At 56.0% G+C, this 15,141-nt stretch carries 15 protein-coding genes; 12 read left to right on the top strand and 3 right to left on the bottom strand.

Annotated features, from left to right (window positions below; genetic code table 11):
• Complete coding sequence (dnaA, locus tag ACE38U_RS16300; protein ID WP_038483077.1) at positions 1-1,383, bottom strand: chromosomal replication initiator protein DnaA; 1,383 nt, start codon at positions 1,381-1,383, stop codon at positions 1-3.
• Positions 1,384-1,976: 593 nt separating this feature from the next.
• Here dnaA and rpmH point away from each other — a divergent pair.
• The 7 genes from rpmH (at position 1,977) to ACE38U_RS16265 (ending at position 7,466) form a co-directional block, all read left to right on the top strand.
• On the top strand, positions 1,977-2,117 hold the full coding sequence (gene rpmH, locus ACE38U_RS16295; RefSeq protein ID WP_003849659.1) for a 50S ribosomal protein L34: 141 nt from the start codon (positions 1,977-1,979) through the stop codon (positions 2,115-2,117).
• A gap of 17 nt (positions 2,118-2,134) precedes the next feature.
• Positions 2,135-2,494 (top strand): ribonuclease P protein component, encoded by a 360-nt coding sequence (rnpA, locus tag ACE38U_RS16290; protein ID WP_071842958.1) that lies wholly within the window; start codon positions 2,135-2,137, stop codon positions 2,492-2,494.
• Positions 2,458-2,715: a membrane protein insertion efficiency factor YidD gene (gene yidD, locus ACE38U_RS16285; protein ID WP_071530513.1), complete on the top strand. Its 258-nt coding sequence runs from the start codon at positions 2,458-2,460 to the stop codon at positions 2,713-2,715. Before rnpA ends, yidD begins: the two co-directional genes overlap by 37 nt.
• A 2-nt stretch (positions 2,716-2,717) precedes the next feature.
• Positions 2,718-4,361: a membrane protein insertase YidC gene (yidC, locus tag ACE38U_RS16280; protein WP_038477577.1), complete on the top strand. Its 1,644-nt coding sequence runs from the start codon at positions 2,718-2,720 to the stop codon at positions 4,359-4,361.
• Between the two features lie 77 nt (positions 4,362-4,438).
• Entirely contained in the window at positions 4,439-5,803 is a 1,365-nt protein-coding gene (mnmE, locus tag ACE38U_RS16275) for a tRNA uridine-5-carboxymethylaminomethyl(34) synthesis GTPase MnmE (protein ID WP_375530138.1), read from the top strand.
• 320 nt (positions 5,804-6,123) lie between these two features.
• A complete protein-coding gene (locus ACE38U_RS16270) occupies positions 6,124-6,882 on the top strand; it encodes a 4'-phosphopantetheinyl transferase family protein (RefSeq protein ID WP_375530137.1) in 759 nt (252 codons plus the stop codon).
• Between the two features lie 17 nt (positions 6,883-6,899).
• Positions 6,900-7,466, top strand: a complete 567-nt coding sequence (locus tag ACE38U_RS16265) for an NADPH-dependent FMN reductase (RefSeq protein ID WP_176981277.1) — start codon at positions 6,900-6,902, stop codon at positions 7,464-7,466.
• Positions 7,467-7,523: 57 nt separating this feature from the next.
• On the opposite strand, the gene ACE38U_RS16260 is transcribed toward ACE38U_RS16265, so the two are convergent.
• Positions 7,524-8,855 (bottom strand): NCS2 family permease, encoded by a 1,332-nt coding sequence (locus tag ACE38U_RS16260; RefSeq protein WP_038477568.1) that lies wholly within the window; start codon positions 8,853-8,855, stop codon positions 7,524-7,526.
• A gap of 168 nt (positions 8,856-9,023) precedes the next feature.
• Here ACE38U_RS16260 and yieH point away from each other — a divergent pair, with 168 nt between their 5' ends.
• Entirely contained in the window at positions 9,024-9,689 is a 666-nt protein-coding gene (gene yieH, locus ACE38U_RS16255) for a 6-phosphogluconate phosphatase (RefSeq protein ID WP_375530136.1), read from the top strand.
• Between the two features lie 72 nt (positions 9,690-9,761).
• On the opposite strand, the gene ACE38U_RS16250 is transcribed toward yieH, so the two are convergent.
• The gene (locus ACE38U_RS16250) at positions 9,762-10,520 is read right to left on the bottom strand and encodes an SDR family NAD(P)-dependent oxidoreductase (protein ID WP_038477562.1); all 759 of its coding nucleotides are present in this window, start codon (positions 10,518-10,520) and stop codon (positions 9,762-9,764) included.
• A gap of 119 nt (positions 10,521-10,639) precedes the next feature.
• On the opposite strand from ACE38U_RS16250, the gene ACE38U_RS16245 reads away from it, so the two are divergent.
• The 4 genes from ACE38U_RS16245 to ACE38U_RS16230 all read left to right on the top strand — a co-directional run bounded on the left by ACE38U_RS16245 (position 10,640) and on the right by ACE38U_RS16230 (position 14,922).
• Positions 10,640-11,539 carry a LysR family transcriptional regulator gene (locus tag ACE38U_RS16245; RefSeq protein ID WP_038477559.1) on the top strand — a complete coding sequence of 300 codons (900 nt, stop codon included), beginning with the start codon at positions 10,640-10,642 and terminating at the stop codon, positions 11,537-11,539.
• A 55-nt stretch (positions 11,540-11,594) separates the two neighbouring features.
• Complete coding sequence (gene yhjD / locus ACE38U_RS16240; RefSeq protein WP_038477556.1) at positions 11,595-12,653, top strand: inner membrane protein YhjD; 1,059 nt, start codon at positions 11,595-11,597, stop codon at positions 12,651-12,653.
• 90 nt (positions 12,654-12,743) lie between these two features.
• Positions 12,744-13,400, top strand: a complete 657-nt coding sequence (locus ACE38U_RS16235) for a DapH/DapD/GlmU-related protein (RefSeq protein ID WP_038477553.1) — start codon at positions 12,744-12,746, stop codon at positions 13,398-13,400.
• A gap of 196 nt (positions 13,401-13,596) precedes the next feature.
• Positions 13,597-14,922, top strand: a complete 1,326-nt coding sequence (locus ACE38U_RS16230; protein ID WP_038477550.1) for an MFS transporter — start codon at positions 13,597-13,599, stop codon at positions 14,920-14,922.
• Positions 14,923-15,141: the final 219 nt, after the last annotated feature.

Raw genomic sequence — 15,141 nt, 5'->3', positions numbered from 1 at the left:
TCACGAAGATAATGTTCTGATTAAATTGGAGAAATCTTCTTTGATATCGTGGCTTTCTTCACGCAACTGCTCAATCTTACGGCAGGCATGCAAAACCGTGGTGTGGTCGCGTCCACCAAAAGCATCGCCAATTTCCGGCAGGCTATGGTTGGTCAGCTCTTTTGCCAGCGCCATCGCCATCTGGCGCGGACGGGCAACGGAACGAGAGCGACGCTTGGACAGCAGATCAGCGACCTTAATTTTATAATACTCGGCCACCGTTTTCTGAATATTATCGATGGTGACCAGCTTCTCCTGAAGCGCCAGCAGATCGCGCAGCGCTTCACGAACGAAGTCGATGGTAATTGCCCGGCCGGTAAAGTTGGCGTTGGCGATTACGCGGTTCAGCGCCCCTTCCAGCTCGCGGACGTTAGAGCGCAGTCGCTTGGCAATAAAGAAGGCCACTTCGCCCGGCAGACGGATATCGTTCTCGTCGGCCTTTTTCATCAGGATCGCCACACGCGTTTCAAGTTCTGGTGGTTCGATCGCCACCGTCAGCCCCCAGCCGAAACGGGATTTCAAACGATCCTCAACGCCGTTGATCTCTTTTGGATAGCGATCCGACGTCAGAATGATCTGTTGATTGCCTTCCAGCAGGGCATTAAAGGTGTGGAAAAACTCTTCCTGAGAACGTTCTTTATTGGCAAAAAACTGAATGTCATCGATAAGCAGCGCATCCACCGAGCGGTAGTAGCGTTTGAACTCTTCGATGGCGTTGTTCTGCAACGCTTTAACCATGTCCTGAACAAAACGCTCAGAGTGCATGTACACCACTTTGGCATTCGGCTTGCGCGCCATGATGCCGTTACCCACCGCATGTAAAAGGTGCGTTTTACCTAAACCGGTGCCGCCATAAAGGAAGAGTGGGTTATACGCGCCGCCTGGGTTATCGGCCACCTGCCGTGCCGCTGCGCGGGCCAGCTGGTTCGATTTACCTTCAACGAAGTTATCAAAAGTGTGTTTCAGGTTAACGTTAGAACGGTAGGACGGCTCAGCGGGCGCAGGCATGTTATCCCAGCTTGGGCGCATCGGCGCCGCAGCGCGCGCAACCTGAGCAGGTGCCGCAGTAGTTGCCAGTTCGGCAACGGGCTGAGTCACGGGCTTACTGCCGACTTCGAAGCGCAGCAAAGGCGCGTCGGTGCCGCAGAAATCATTGAGCAGTCCATTGATATTATTAAGGTACTTATCACGCACCCAGTCGAGCACAAAACGATTAGGCGCGTACAAAGCCAGCGTGTTATCGCTCAGTTCCGCCTGTAGGGGGCGTATCCACATACTGAATTCTGTGGCTGGTAACTCATCCTGCAATCGGGCAAGACACTGCTGCCAAAGCGAAAGTGACACGGCGGACTCCACTCGAACAAAGTCGATAAAAAGACGAAGACTGAAAGTTATACATTCATGATTGTTGACACGCGCTCTCAGGCTGTGGGAGGCGCGCGAACCGCTATTTGCGGTTTCCCCGGTGAAGGCTGGATCACGATCGGGACCGCGGATCATAGCCTAAAGCGCGGCAGAGATCTTCTGTTTCTCACAGATTCTTCACGAATTATCCACAGGGAAGTTTTGAGCGGGTTAAGTGTAATCGATCCTGGCACACGTGCAGTGTATAACCGTCTCATATTGGAAAATTTAATGACTAGCGCACAAATATCGCTAAAGGGATCTGATGAAGATCCGTGCGGATCCTTGCGCTTTCGCCGCAAGCCCGTATAATTCTCCACCCGTCGCGTAATGCCGCTGTACTTCAGCGGAGATCCGGGCCTCTTTTCGGGGTCAAAAAGGGCGCAGCAGTAAGGGAATTGAATTGACTCCGGAGTGTACAATTATTACAATCCGGCCTCTTTAATCAGCCACACTGAAGCGTAAGTCGTTCGCAGACCCTGTAGGGCATTACGCAAATCCAGTGAAATTTAATAGTTTAGGTAGAAATCGCCATGAAACGCACTTTTCAACCGTCCGTACTGAAGCGCAACCGTTCTCACGGCTTCCGTGCTCGTATGGCTACTAAAAATGGTCGTCAGGTTCTGGCACGTCGTCGTGCTAAAGGCCGCTCCCGTCTGACCGTTTCTAAGTAATAAAAGCTAACCCCTGCGTGGTTAAGCTAGCTTTTCCCAGGGAGTTACGTTTGTTAACTCCCCATCATTTCACATTCGTCTTCCAGCAGCCTCAACGGGCTGGCACGCCGCAAATCACCATCCTCGGCCGCCTGAATACGCTGGGGCATCCCCGCATCGGTCTCACCGTCGCTAAGAAAAACGTTAAACGCGCCCATGAACGCAATCGGATTAAACGTCTGACGCGTGAAAGCTTCCGTCTGCGTCAACACGAACTGCCACCAATGGATTTCGTGGTAGTAGCGAAAAAAGGGGTTGCCGACCTGGATAACCGGGCTTTATCGGAAGCATTGGAAAAGTTATGGCGCCGCCATTGTCGCCAGGCTCACGGGTCCTGATAGCCCTCATCAGGGTCTATCAACGCCTGATTAGTCCGCTTCTCGGGCCGCATTGTCGTTTCACCCCAACCTGTTCTCACTACGGAATTGAGGCCTTACGCAGGTTTGGAGTGTTAAAAGGCAGTTGGTTAACGATGAAACGCGTACTAAAATGCCACCCTTTGAACCCCGGTGGAGACGATCCCGTTCCGCCCGGACCTTTTGATACCAGAGAACACTAACGATGGATTCGCAACGCAATCTTTTTCTCATCGCTTTGTTGTTCGTGTCTTTCATGATCTGGCAAGCCTGGGAGCAGGACCACGCTCCTCAACCTCAGGTGCAGCAGACCACGCAGACCACGAACAGCCAGGGTAACGCCGCTAACCAGGGTGTGCCGGCCAGTGGCCAGGGAAAACTCATTACGGTTAAAACTGACGTTCTTGAACTGACCATCAACACCCGCGGTGGTGATGTAGAACAAGCGCTGTTGCCAACCTACCCGAAAGAGTTGAAATCCGCAGAGCCTTTCCAGCTGCTGGAAACCACGCCTGAATTTATCTACCAGGCGCAGAGCGGCCTGACCGGTCGTGATGGCCCGGATAACCCGGCGAACGGTGAACGTCCTCTGTATAACGTCACCGCCGATACCTTCGCGCTGGCTGAAGGCCAGAACGAGCTGGTTGTTCCGCTGACGTTTACCGACGCGGCAGGCAACACCTTCACCAAGACCTTCACCCTGAAACGCGGTGAGTTCTCCGTGGGTGTCGACTACAACGTGAAGAACGTGGGCGAGAAGCCGCTGGAGCTGGCGACCTTTGGTCAGCTGAAGCAGTCCATCAACCTGCCTACTCATCGTGATACCGGCAGCAGCAACTTTGCGCTGCACACCTTCCGTGGTGCGGCCTACTCCACGCCGGATGCGAAGTACGAAAAATACAAGTTCGACAAGATTGCCGACGGCGAGAACCTGAACCTCAGCGCCAACAGCGGCTGGGTGGCAATGCTGCAGCAGTACTTTGCTACCGCATGGGTGCCACACACTCAGGGCGCGAACAACTTCTATACCACCAAGCTGAACAACGACGTGGCGGCAATTGGCTATAAGTCTGCCTCGCAGATCGTTCAGCCTGGCCAGACGGCTCAGATGGGCAGCACCCTGTGGGTAGGTCCGGAGATTCAGGACAAAATGGCGGCCGTTGCGCCACACCTTGACCTGACCGTGGATTACGGCTGGCTGTGGTTCATCTCTCAGCCGCTGTTTAAGCTGCTGAAATTTATCCACAGCTTCATCGGTAACTGGGGCTTCTCCATTATCGTTATCACCTTTATCGTTCGTGGCATCATGTACCCGCTGACCAAAGCGCAGTACACCTCGATGGCCAAAATGCGTATGCTGCAGCCAAAACTGGCGGCCATGCGTGAGCGTATCGGTGACGACAAGCAGCGTATGAGCCAGGAAATGATGGCGCTGTACAAAGCTGAGAAGGTTAACCCGCTGGGCGGCTGCTTCCCGCTGATCATCCAGATGCCAATCTTCCTGGCGCTGTACTACATGCTGATGGGCTCCGTTGAGCTGCGCCATGCGCCGTTCGCACTGTGGATCCATGACCTGTCTGCACAGGACCCGTACTACATCCTGCCGATTCTGATGGGCGCCACGATGTTCTTCATCCAGAAGATGTCGCCGACCACCGTAACCGACCCGATGCAGCAGAAGATAATGACCTTTATGCCGGTCATCTTCACCGTGTTCTTCCTGTGGTTCCCGTCAGGTCTGGTGCTGTACTATATCGTCAGCAACCTGGTGACCATCCTTCAGCAGCAGCTGATTTATCGCGGTCTGGAAAAGCGTGGCCTGCATAGCCGCGACAAGAAAAAGACCTGATAAGATTTAGCTTACAGCTTACGAAAGGCGGTCTATTGACCGCCTTTTTCTTTTTGATTCAAGGTCTGAGATAAACGATGAGCAATCATGACACGATTATTGCCCAGGCTACTCCGCCGGGGCGCGGTGGCGTAGGGATTCTGCGTATTTCCGGCCGCCAGGCGCGTGAGGTCGCAGAAGCTGTCCTCGGCAAACTGCCGAAACCGCGCTACGCGGACTACCTTCCTTTCCGCGACGCCGACGGCAGCGCGCTGGATCAGGGTATTGCGCTGTGGTTCCCTGGCCCGAACTCCTTCACCGGCGAGGACGTGCTTGAGCTGCAGGGGCACGGCGGCCCGGTTATCCTCGACCTGCTGTTAAAACGCATCCTGACGCTGCCTGGCCTGCGTATCGCCAGGCCCGGTGAGTTTTCTGAACGCGCGTTTCTGAACGATAAGCTCGACCTGGCACAGGCAGAAGCGATTGCCGACCTGATCGACGCCAGCTCTGAGCAGGCCGCCCGCTCGGCGCTCAACTCGCTTCAGGGCGCTTTCTCCGCACGGATTAACCATCTGGTGGAAGCGCTGACTCACCTGCGCATCTACGTGGAAGCGGCTATCGACTTCCCGGACGAAGAGATCGACTTCCTCTCTGACGGTAAAATCGAAGCCCAGCTGCATCGGGTCATTGGCGACCTCGATGCGGTGCGCGCCGAAGCTCGTCAGGGCAGCCTGCTGCGCGAAGGCATGAAGGTGGTTATCGCCGGGCGTCCTAACGCTGGCAAATCCAGCCTGCTGAACGCGCTGGCCGGGCGCGAGGCCGCTATCGTTACCGACATAGCCGGCACCACGCGTGACGTGCTGCGCGAGCATATCCATATCGACGGCATGCCGCTGCATATCATCGATACCGCAGGCCTGCGCGAAGCCAGCGACGAAGTCGAACGCATCGGGATTGAACGTGCCTGGCAAGAGATTGAGCAGGCGGATCGCGTGCTGTTTATGGTCGACGGCACCACCACCGACGCCGTTGACCCGGCCGCCATCTGGCCAGATTTTATCGCTCGTCTGCCGGAGCGTTTGCCGATTACCGTGGTGCGCAATAAAGCTGACGTGACCGGCGAGACGCTTGGCCTGAGCGAAGTAAATGGTCACTCACTTGTTCGGCTTTCCGCCCGTACCGGGGAAGGTGTGGACGTGCTGCGCGCGCATCTGAAAGAGAGCATGGGCTTTGAAACCAACATGGAAGGTGGCTTCCTCGCCCGTCGCCGTCATCTGCAGGCGCTGGAGCAAGCCGCTGAACACCTGCAGCAGGGTAAAGCCCAGCTGCTGGGTGCCTGGGCCGGTGAACTGCTGGCTGAAGAGCTGCGCCTGGCCCAGCAGAACTTAAGTGAAATTACCGGTGAATTCAGCTCTGACGATCTGTTAGGGCGCATCTTCTCGAGCTTCTGTATCGGGAAATAACACTTCTCGGCCGCCCCGCGTCACACTTCAGAATGCGGGGCGTTTTCCTCAATTTCAAAATACTTCATCATTTCAATAGCCTGTCTTTTGAGCAATATTTTTAAGTGTTTCACTGACGCAAACCACTAAGAATTCTCCCAGGATTGAATATATAATATATTGCTCAAAAAATAGGTCACTCTATTGAAGAGCGTCAATGACAACGCCCTAAACCTGAGATTACTATTCGATGCCTGACGACGTTCAGGATCGGAAGCGGAGCGCTGTTTCAGCCACCCGAAACGGCATGACATCGACTGACCATTATCAAGGAGCGACAAATGGCGACGCATTTTGCAAGATGGGCTCTGAACCCTCCCAACCTCACTTCACCCCGACTGAACGACGATACCCTTAACGCAGCCAGCCTGATGCCGGAACACCGCCGCACGCGCTATCTCGCGTCACGGACGCTGGTCGCCGAGATGATGTTTATGCTGTACGGCACCCAACGCCTGCCGCAAATTATCACCTCCACCGCCGGACGCCCGCGCTTTGCCGACGCCGAGCTGCCGGATTTCAGCCTCGCCTATGCCGGTAACATGGTGGGTGTGCTGCTGGCCACCGAAGGACGCTGCGGTCTGGACATGGAGCTTCGCCGCAGCTTTCAGGCTCCGTCCCCTGTGGTGCCGCCGTCTCAGTCAAGCAGTAGCGAAATCACCTGGATCAACAATCAAAACGATCCCAACGAAGCCCGCACCCAGCTGCATACCCTGCGCCGTAGCGTCCTGAAGCTTACCGACAACCCCCAGACCAGCCTGAACACGCTACAATTATTGCCGGGCTCTGGTCGTCTGCGCGTCACAAACGAGCCGCATATTGAGGCTATCAGCGACGCTGAAGATATCCTTATCTGGGGCTGTGCCGTAGCACCGGGCGTTGAACGTCTGAAGCTGTGGGAGTTTGACGGGCAGCAGGGCTGGAACGCCCTGCCGGACGCAGAAGCACGCAGCCGCAGCGCTCAGGCGCGCATCATTCGCCTGACGGGTATATCATCAGAGGCAGCTACGCCGCATAACACATTTTCCCGAACGTCCTGACGCATAAAGGAGTACCAATGTCTGATTCGTTGAAGATAGTGACTTTACTGGGGAGCCTGCGTAAGGGTTCATTTAACGCAATGGTCGCCCGCACGCTGCCGAACATTGCCCCGGCAGGTATGCAGATAGATGCCCTGCCGTCCATCGGTGACATTCCGCTGTACGATGCCGACATTCAGCAGGAAGAAGGTTTCCCTCAGAGCGTAGAAGCCATTGCCGGGCAGATTCGCCAGGCGGACGGCGTGGTGATTGTCACGCCGGAATACAACTATTCGGTGCCGGGCGGCCTGAAAAACGCCATTGACTGGCTCTCCCGCCTGCCTGAGCAGCCGCTGGCCGGCAAGCCTGTGCTGATTCAAACCAGCTCCATGGGCGCCATCGGCGGCGCACGCTGCCAGTATCACCTGCGCCAAATCCTCGTCTTCCTCGACGCGATGGTGATGAACAAGCCGGAGTTTATGGGCGGCGTTATCCAGAACAAAGTTGACCCACAGAGCGGCGAAGTGGTCGATCAAAGCACGCTTGACCATCTGACCGGGCAGCTCACCGCCTTTGGCGATTATATCAAGCGCGTGAAAGCCTGATTCCGGGCCAAAAAAAACGCCAGTCGCATGACTGGCGTTTTTATTTCTGCTGTCGCTTTAATCAACAAACACGATTTTCAGCACAAACAGCAGCGCGACGATGACGACGCACGGACTCAGCTCGCGCCAGCGGCCGGTACCCAGCTTCATGACGCAGTAGGAAATAAAGCCGAGAGCGATACCTTCGGTAATCGAGAAGCTGAACGGCATCATCACGGCGGTAACAAACGCCGGAACGGCTTCGGTCAGGTCATCCCACTTCACACGGGCCAGGCTTGAGGTCATCAGGACGCCAACATAAATCAGCGCACCAGCGGCCGCGTATGCCGGCACCATGCCCGCCAGCGGTGACAGGAAGATAACCAGCAGGAACAGCAGGCCAACCACGATAGCGGTCAGCCCGGTGCGGCCACCGACGGAAACGCCGGAAGAGCTTTCGATGTAGGCGGTAACCGAAGAGGTGCCAAAGAAAGAGCCGGTCACGGATGAGATACTGTCCACGAACAGCGCCTGCTTCATGCGCGGGAATTTGCCCTTCGCATCGGTTAGCCCAGCTTTATCCGTCACGCCAATCAGGGTGCCGGAGGAGTCAAACAGGTTGACCAGCATGAAGGAGAAGATAACGCCCGCCAGGCCCAGATTCAGGGAGCCTGCCAGATCAACCTGCCCCACAACGCTGCTCACGCTGGGTGGCGCAGAAACGATGCCGTGATACTGCACGTCGCCCAGCAGCCAGCCCAGCAGCGTGGTCACCACGATGGAGACCAGCACGGCCGCGTGGATGTTACGGGAAGCAAGAATCGCGATGATAAAGAAGCCCAGCGCGCCAAGCAGCACGCTGTGGGAAGTCAGGTTCCCGATGCTGACCAGCGTCTCTTTATTGGCCACGATGATCCCGGCGTTTTTCAGCCCCATCATGCCGATAAACAGGCCGATACCGCTGGTGATGCCTACGCGCAGGCCAAGCGGAATATTCGCAATCATCCAGTAGCGAACGCGGAAGATGGTCAGCAACAGCAGGCCAACGGCGCCCCAGAAAATCGCGCCCATCCCGACTTGCCAGGAAATTCCCATCGCACCGACCACCACGAACGCGAAGAAAGCGTTCAGGCCCATTGCCGGTGCCAGCGCAACGGGCAGGTTGGCGAAAATGCCCATCAGGATGCTGCCAAAGGCCGCAATCAGGCAGGTGGTGACGAATACCGCCTGAGTATCCATGCCGGCCGCGCCGAGGATCTGTGGGTTAACAAAAACGATATACACCATCGTCAGGAAGGTAGTGAACCCGGCGATCACCTCGGTGCGGGCGTTAGTACCGTGTTCGCGTAATTTGAACGCGCGTTCGAGCAGCCCCGGGGTTGTTTCCGGAGTGGACTGTGGTTGGCTCATTATCGGTTTCCGAACTAAAAGAGGAAAAAATACGCCGCTATCCTATACCAAAAATGGCAGGGGATAACGGAAATCATCCACTTTTTTCGCTGAAATTACCGCCACGGGATCGATTGCGTTGCGCAAAAAGCATAGAGTAAACGTTAAACCAGAGAGAAAGGAAATGGCATGTCCCGGATAGAAGCGGTGTTTTTTGACTGCGATGGAACGCTGGTCGACAGCGAGGTCATCTGCTCCAAAGCCTACGTGCATATGTTTGCGCAATACGGCATTCAGCTTGCGCTCGAAGATGTCTTCAAGACCTTTAAAGGCGTCAAACTCTACGAAATTATCGACACAATCAACGCCGAGTACGGCACCAGCCTGCCGAAGCCAGAACTTGAGGCGATTTACCGAGCCGAAGTCGCCCGTCTGTTCGACAGCGAGCTTCAGGAAATCGCCGGGGCGAACACCCTGCTGGCGCAAATCAAAAAGCCGATGTGCGTGGTGTCCAACGGCCCGGTCAGCAAGATGCAGCATTCTCTCGGCAAAACCGGGATGCTCGCCTACTTCCCGGAGACGCTGTACAGCGGCTACGACATTCAGCGCTGGAAGCCAGACCCGGCTCTGATGTTCCACGCGGCAGAACAGATGAAGGTTGGGGTGGAGCACTGCATTCTGGTGGATGATTCTATGGCTGGTGCGCAATCGGGCATTGCGGCGGGAATGGAGGTGTTTTATTTCTGTGCCGATCCGCATAACAAACCGATCGATCATCCAAAGGTGACGACGTTTACCGATTTGGCCGAGTTACCGGGCTTGTGGAAAGCACGCGGTTGGGTGATTACGGCGTAGGTTTTTTTAATCCCCTCTCCCTTTTAGGGAGAGGGTTAGGGTGAGGGTCACCTGCCGGGAACGGTCAAAAAACTAAAGGAACATCCCGCCGGACACTTCAATCCGCTGCGCATTCATCCAGCCGGTCTCATCGCTGAGGATCGCCGCAATCGCATCGCCGATATCATCCGGCTGCCCTACTCGCCCCAGCGCGGTTTGTGCGGCGATAGCTTTCGACACATGCTCGTTATCCCGCACGATACCGCCGCTAAAATCGGTGGCAATAGCGCCCGGCGCGATGATATTCACCGCAATCCCGCGTGAGCCCAGCTCTTTGGCCTGATACTTAGTCAGCACTTCCATCGCCCCTTTCATCGTAGCGTAGGCGGCTTTACCCGGCAGCGAGAAACGGGTCAGGCCGGTGGACACATTCAGAATGCGCCCGCCGTCTTTAATCAGCGGCAGAAGGCGCTGGGTCAGGAAAAAAGGCCCTTTCAAATGGATGTTCATTATTTCATCGAACTGCGCTTCGCTGGTCTCGGCAAACGACGCTTCAAGACCGATCCCCGCATTGTTCAATAAATAATCAAACGTATCTCGCTGCCAGACGTTATTCAGCGTCTCTATCACCTGCTCAACGAACTCCGCAAAGGTAGAGGAATCGCCGACATTCAGCTGTATTGCTGCGGCTTTTACGCCTTTTTGCTCAATTTCACGCACAACATCTTCGGCTTCCTGCTGCTTACTGTTGTAAGTCAGAAGAATACCGATTCCTCTTGCAGCCAGCTTCAGCGCTGCGTTTTTACCTAATCCACGGCTGCCGCCGGTCACTAAAGCGATACGTTGATTCATGATAAACCTCTTATTTGGCTGTCAGGTCATTGAGGTACAGCTTATTAGCTGATACAAAATCAATAAATACGGCCAGATGCGCCTCACTGTTTCAATTCAAACAACAATGCGGTGATAAGATGGATAAAATACATGCAATGCAGCTTTTCGTGAGAGTCGCCGAGCTGGAGAGTTTTACCCGCGCCGCAGACACCCTTGGGCTGCCGAAGGGCAGCGTTTCGCGCCAGGTTCAGGCGCTGGAAACCTCGCTCGGAACACGCCTGCTGCACCGCACCACGCGCCGGGTTCAGCTCACCCAGGACGGCATGGTTTATTACGAACGCTGCCGGGACCTGCTAACCAATCTCGACGAGCTGGATGGCCTGTTCCAGCACGATCCTGCCAGCGTCAGCGGGCGAATCAGGGTCGATATGCCCGTCACGCTGGCGCGCGGCCTGATTATTCCTAAACTGCCGGGATTTCTGCAGCAGTATCCGGGCATAGAGCTGGAGCTTAGCAGCAGCGACAGAATGGTAGATGTTGTCCGGGAAGGGTTTGACTGCGTGGTACGCGTGGGCCACCTCAAAGACTCGGGTCTGGTGGCCAGACCGCTGGGAAAATTTACCATGATCAACTGCGCCAGCCCGGACTACCTCAGCCGCTTTGGCTACCCTGAAAACCTGGACGATCTGGCTTCGCACGCGCTGGTGCATTACGCCCAAAACCTCGGCACTCGCCCGCAGGGCTTTGAAGTCTGGCTGGATAAAACAACGCAGTGGGTGAAAACCGGCGGCCTGATTACCGTCAACAGCACGGAAACTTACCAGGCGGCCTGCGCTGCCGGGCTGGGTATTATCCAGGTCCCACGCGTGGGCGTGAAAGCCCAGCTAAAAGAAGGTAGCCTCGTGGAGATTCTACCGCAGTACCGCGCCGAGCCGATGCCGATTTCGCTGCTTTATCCGCATCGCCGCAACCTCTCCCGGCGGGTACATTTGTTTATGGAATGGCTAACCGGCGTACTCAAAGCCTATGTAGATTAGCGTTATGGCTATAATTTCCTTAAGATCCTGCCACTGCAAAAGGAAAATTGACCCGATGACGACGCCGGATAACCGTGAAAAACGCCCAACCAACGAGCTCGAATACGAGCCTGTTATACCTATCGAGACTCAGCAGGATGAAGCTCAAAGCGACCCCGCAGAGAACGAACCGCTGGTGAAGCTTAAAACCAGCAACGCCGCGGTGAACAGCACCATATCCGCGGTCAACAAAACGGTCAGACAGCCGATGATTGCTCACCTGCTGCGTGCGGCCGAACGCTTTAATGACCGTCTGGGAAACCAGTTTGGTGCCGCCATTACCTACTTCTCGTTTCTGTCGCTGATCCCCATCATGATGGTGGCCTTCGCGGCGGGCGGCTACGTGCTTGCCTCGCACCCCACGCTGCTCGAAGACATTTTTGCCAAAATCCTTGAGAACGTCAGCGACCCAACGCTTGCCGCCACGCTTAAAAACACCATCAACACTGCGGTTCAGCAGCGCACCACCGTTGGCCTGGTCGGGCTGCTCATTGCCCTCTACTCCGGCATTAACTGGATGGGCAACCTGCGTGAAGCGGTGCGCGCCCAGTCGCGGGATAAATGGGAACGCAGCCCGCAGGATCAGGAAAAATTCTGGATTAAATATCTGCGTGACTTTATTTCATTGATTGGCCTGCTGATTGCGCTGATCGTCACCCTGTCGATTACCTCGATTTCCGGTTCGGCCCAGACGCTGCTGATAGGCCTCCTCCACCTGGGCGACATCGAGTGGCTAAAACCGGCCTGGCACTTTGTCGGCCTGGCGATTTCGATTTTTGCTAACTACCTGCTGTTCTTCTGGATCTTCTGGCGACTGCCGCGTCACCGCCCGCGTCGCAAGGCGCTTATTCGCGGCACAATGATTGCGGCTATCGGTTTTGAGGTGATCAAAATCATCATGACCTACAGCCTGCCAAAACTGGTCAGCTCGCCTTCCGGCGCCGCTTTTGGTTCGGTGCTGGGGCTGATGGCTTTCTTCTACTTCTTCGCTCGCCTCACGCTGTTCTGCGCGGCCTGGATTGCCACCGCAGAATACAAAGACGACCCGAGAATGCCCGGCAAAACGCATAAATAATCCTGTCATGTTTTCCGGTCAGGATAGGTGGCCTGCCGACCTTCGGGTTAGCAGGCCCACTTGTCTAAACCTCCGACCAGAGAACATGCCATGACAACCGCCGCCGCACCCAAACTCCAGAAAACCTTTGTTGACCCCAGCGTTCGCCTGCGTGAAACCACCCTCGGCGAACAGTGCGAAATACTCGCCAACAGCGTGCTGGAATACAGCATCCTCGGTGACTTCTCCTACCTCGGCGAACACTGCTGCGTGGCGGATAGCGTTATCGGTAAATTCACCGCTATCGCCAACCACGTCCGCCTTGGCGCGCCCAATCACCCGATGGATCGCCCGTCACAGCACCGCTTTACCTACTGCCCGGAGTATTACGCGCCCGGCGTTGGCCGCGATACTTCATTCTTTGCCCATCGCCGTGAGGATCGGGTGGTGATTGGTAACGACGTGTGGATTGGCCACGGGGTGATTGTGCTGCCCGGCGTAACGGTTGGCGACGGCGCAGTGCTTGCCGCCGGGGCGGTGGTCAGCAAAGACGTGCCGCCGTACACCATCGTCGGTGGCGTTCCAGCCAAACCCATTCGCAGCCGCTTCCCGCAGGGAATCACCGAAAGCCTGCAGCGCATCGCCTGGTGGGACTGGCCGCTGGAGAAATTAATGGCGCACCTGCCGGAATTTCAGTCCGGAGAGACAGCAAGTTTTTGCGCTCGCTGGGACAACCCGGCCAACTTAGCAGATAAATCTAACTGGTAACTTTTATTTAACCTGAAACCAGTTTTATTCTCTATTTTGGAAATTTTGTGAAGCATTTCATAGAAGCTTACGCGCAGGCTTAAAAATTATTCACTTAATGCCTGTTTTTTGAGCTTAGCCGCCCGCCGTGGCGCGTTGAAATGCTTCTTTTGCTATGCGTAAATGGACTTTCGTTCGCCATAAATAAGAAAAAACTATGCAAGCATCCGTTGCCACAACTCTCGATACCGGGGCTGACGCCACGCCCGTAAACTCACGCGGAAAAGTCGTTGTCGCTTCGCTGGTCGGCACGGCCATCGAGTTCTTCGACTTCTATATCTATGCCACCGCGGCGGTGATCGTATTCCCACACATCTTCTTCCCGCAGGGTGACCCGACGGCCGCCACGCTACAGTCTCTCGCCACTTTCGCTATCGCTTTTGTCGCCCGCCCGATTGGCTCGGCGCTGTTCGGCCACTTCGGCGACCGCGTTGGCCGCAAAGTGACGCTGGTTGCTTCTCTGCTAACGATGGGGATTTCAACCGTCGTCATCGGCCTGCTGCCGGGTTATGCCTCCATCGGTATTTTTGCCCCGATGCTGCTGGCGCTGGCCCGTTTTGGGCAGGGTCTTGGCCTGGGCGGTGAATGGGGCGGCGCGGCGCTATTGGCTACGGAAAACGCCCCGCCGCGCAAGCGCGCGCTGTATGGCTCGTTCCCGCAGCTGGGTGCGCCTATCGGCTTCTTCTTCGCCAACGGCACCTTCCTGCTGCTCTCCTGGCTGTTGACCGACGAGCAGTTCATGTCCTGGGGCTGGCGTGTGCCGTTTATTCTTTCGGCGGTTCTGGTCATTATTGGGCTTTATGTCCGTGTTTCGCTGCATGAAACGCCAGTATTCGCGAAGATTGCTAAAGCCGGGAAGCAGGTTAAAGTGCCGATGGGTACGCTGCTGACCAAACACCTGAAGGCGACCATCCTCGGCACCTTCATCATGCTGGCAACCTATACGCTGTTCTACATCATGACGGTCTACTCCATGACCTTCAGTACCGCGCCGGTCCCGGCAGGCCTCGGCTTCTCACGCAATGACGTGCTGTGGATGCTGATGATGGCGGTGATTGGCTTTGGCGTGATGGTGCCGATTGCGGGCTACCTGGCGGATGCCTTTGGCCGCCGCAAGAGCATGATTGTAATAACCAGCCTGATGATTCTGTTTGCGCTGTTCGTCTTCCCGCCGCTGCTGGGTTCAGGCAGCCAGGCGCTGGTGATGGCCTACCTGCTGATCGGCCTGAGCCTGATGGGGCTGACCTTTGGCCCGATGGGCGCGCTGCTGCCGGAGATGTTCCCGACGGAAGTGCGTTACACCGGCGCCTCTTTCTCCTACAACGTCGCGTCCATTCTCGGCGCTTCCGTCGCACCGTATATCGCGACCTGGCTGCAGGCTAACTACGGCCTGTTCTACGTCGGCGTGTATCTGGCGGCGATGTCTGCGCTGACGCTGATCGCGCTGCTGCTGAGTAAAGAAACCCGCCACCAGTCGCTGTAAATCTACCCTCACCCTGACCCTTATGTCTTGAACTTCCCCGCCAGTGCGGGGAAGATCCCCGACTGATCATCGGGAGGTTGCCGGTGAGCATCCCCTGGCCCTGGTGCTTCCAAGCCCGTGGGAGAGATTATGCCCCGGCAACCTTATTCCCTGTCGCCTCAAGACCGAACGGTATCCTGTGCCTCTGAGCACCCACATATAAGGATGGTCTGGCGATAA

The organism is Cedecea selenatireducens, assembly GCF_042138895.1.
Taxonomy (GTDB): domain Bacteria; phylum Pseudomonadota; class Gammaproteobacteria; order Enterobacterales; family Enterobacteriaceae; genus Cedecea; species Cedecea selenatireducens.
The sequence above is the reverse complement of the archived record's forward strand: the minus strand, read 5'-3'. Positions and strand labels throughout refer to the sequence as shown.

Coding starts and splice junctions, on each gene's coding strand:
- rpmH (WP_003849659.1), top strand. CDS start 1,977: ATGAAACGCACTTTTCAACCGTCCGTACTGAAGCGCAACCGTTCTCAC.
- ACE38U_RS16230 (WP_038477550.1), top strand. CDS start 13,597: ATGCAAGCATCCGTTGCCACAACTCTCGATACCGGGGCTGACGCCACG.
- ACE38U_RS16270 (WP_375530137.1), top strand. CDS start 6,124: ATGGCGACGCATTTTGCAAGATGGGCTCTGAACCCTCCCAACCTCACT.
- ACE38U_RS16260 (WP_038477568.1), bottom strand. CDS start 8,855: ATGAGCCAACCACAGTCCACTCCGGAAACAACCCCGGGGCTGCTCGAA.
- ACE38U_RS16250 (WP_038477562.1), bottom strand. CDS start 10,520: ATGAATCAACGTATCGCTTTAGTGACCGGCGGCAGCCGTGGATTAGGT.
- ACE38U_RS16245 (WP_038477559.1), top strand. CDS start 10,640: ATGGATAAAATACATGCAATGCAGCTTTTCGTGAGAGTCGCCGAGCTG.
- ACE38U_RS16265 (WP_176981277.1), top strand. CDS start 6,900: ATGTCTGATTCGTTGAAGATAGTGACTTTACTGGGGAGCCTGCGTAAG.
- mnmE (WP_375530138.1), top strand. CDS start 4,439: ATGAGCAATCATGACACGATTATTGCCCAGGCTACTCCGCCGGGGCGC.
- yieH (WP_375530136.1), top strand. CDS start 9,024: ATGTCCCGGATAGAAGCGGTGTTTTTTGACTGCGATGGAACGCTGGTC.
- yhjD (WP_038477556.1), top strand. CDS start 11,595: ATGACGACGCCGGATAACCGTGAAAAACGCCCAACCAACGAGCTCGAA.
- yidC (WP_038477577.1), top strand. CDS start 2,718: ATGGATTCGCAACGCAATCTTTTTCTCATCGCTTTGTTGTTCGTGTCT.
- yidD (WP_071530513.1), top strand. CDS start 2,458: ATGGCGCCGCCATTGTCGCCAGGCTCACGGGTCCTGATAGCCCTCATC.
- ACE38U_RS16235 (WP_038477553.1), top strand. CDS start 12,744: ATGACAACCGCCGCCGCACCCAAACTCCAGAAAACCTTTGTTGACCCC.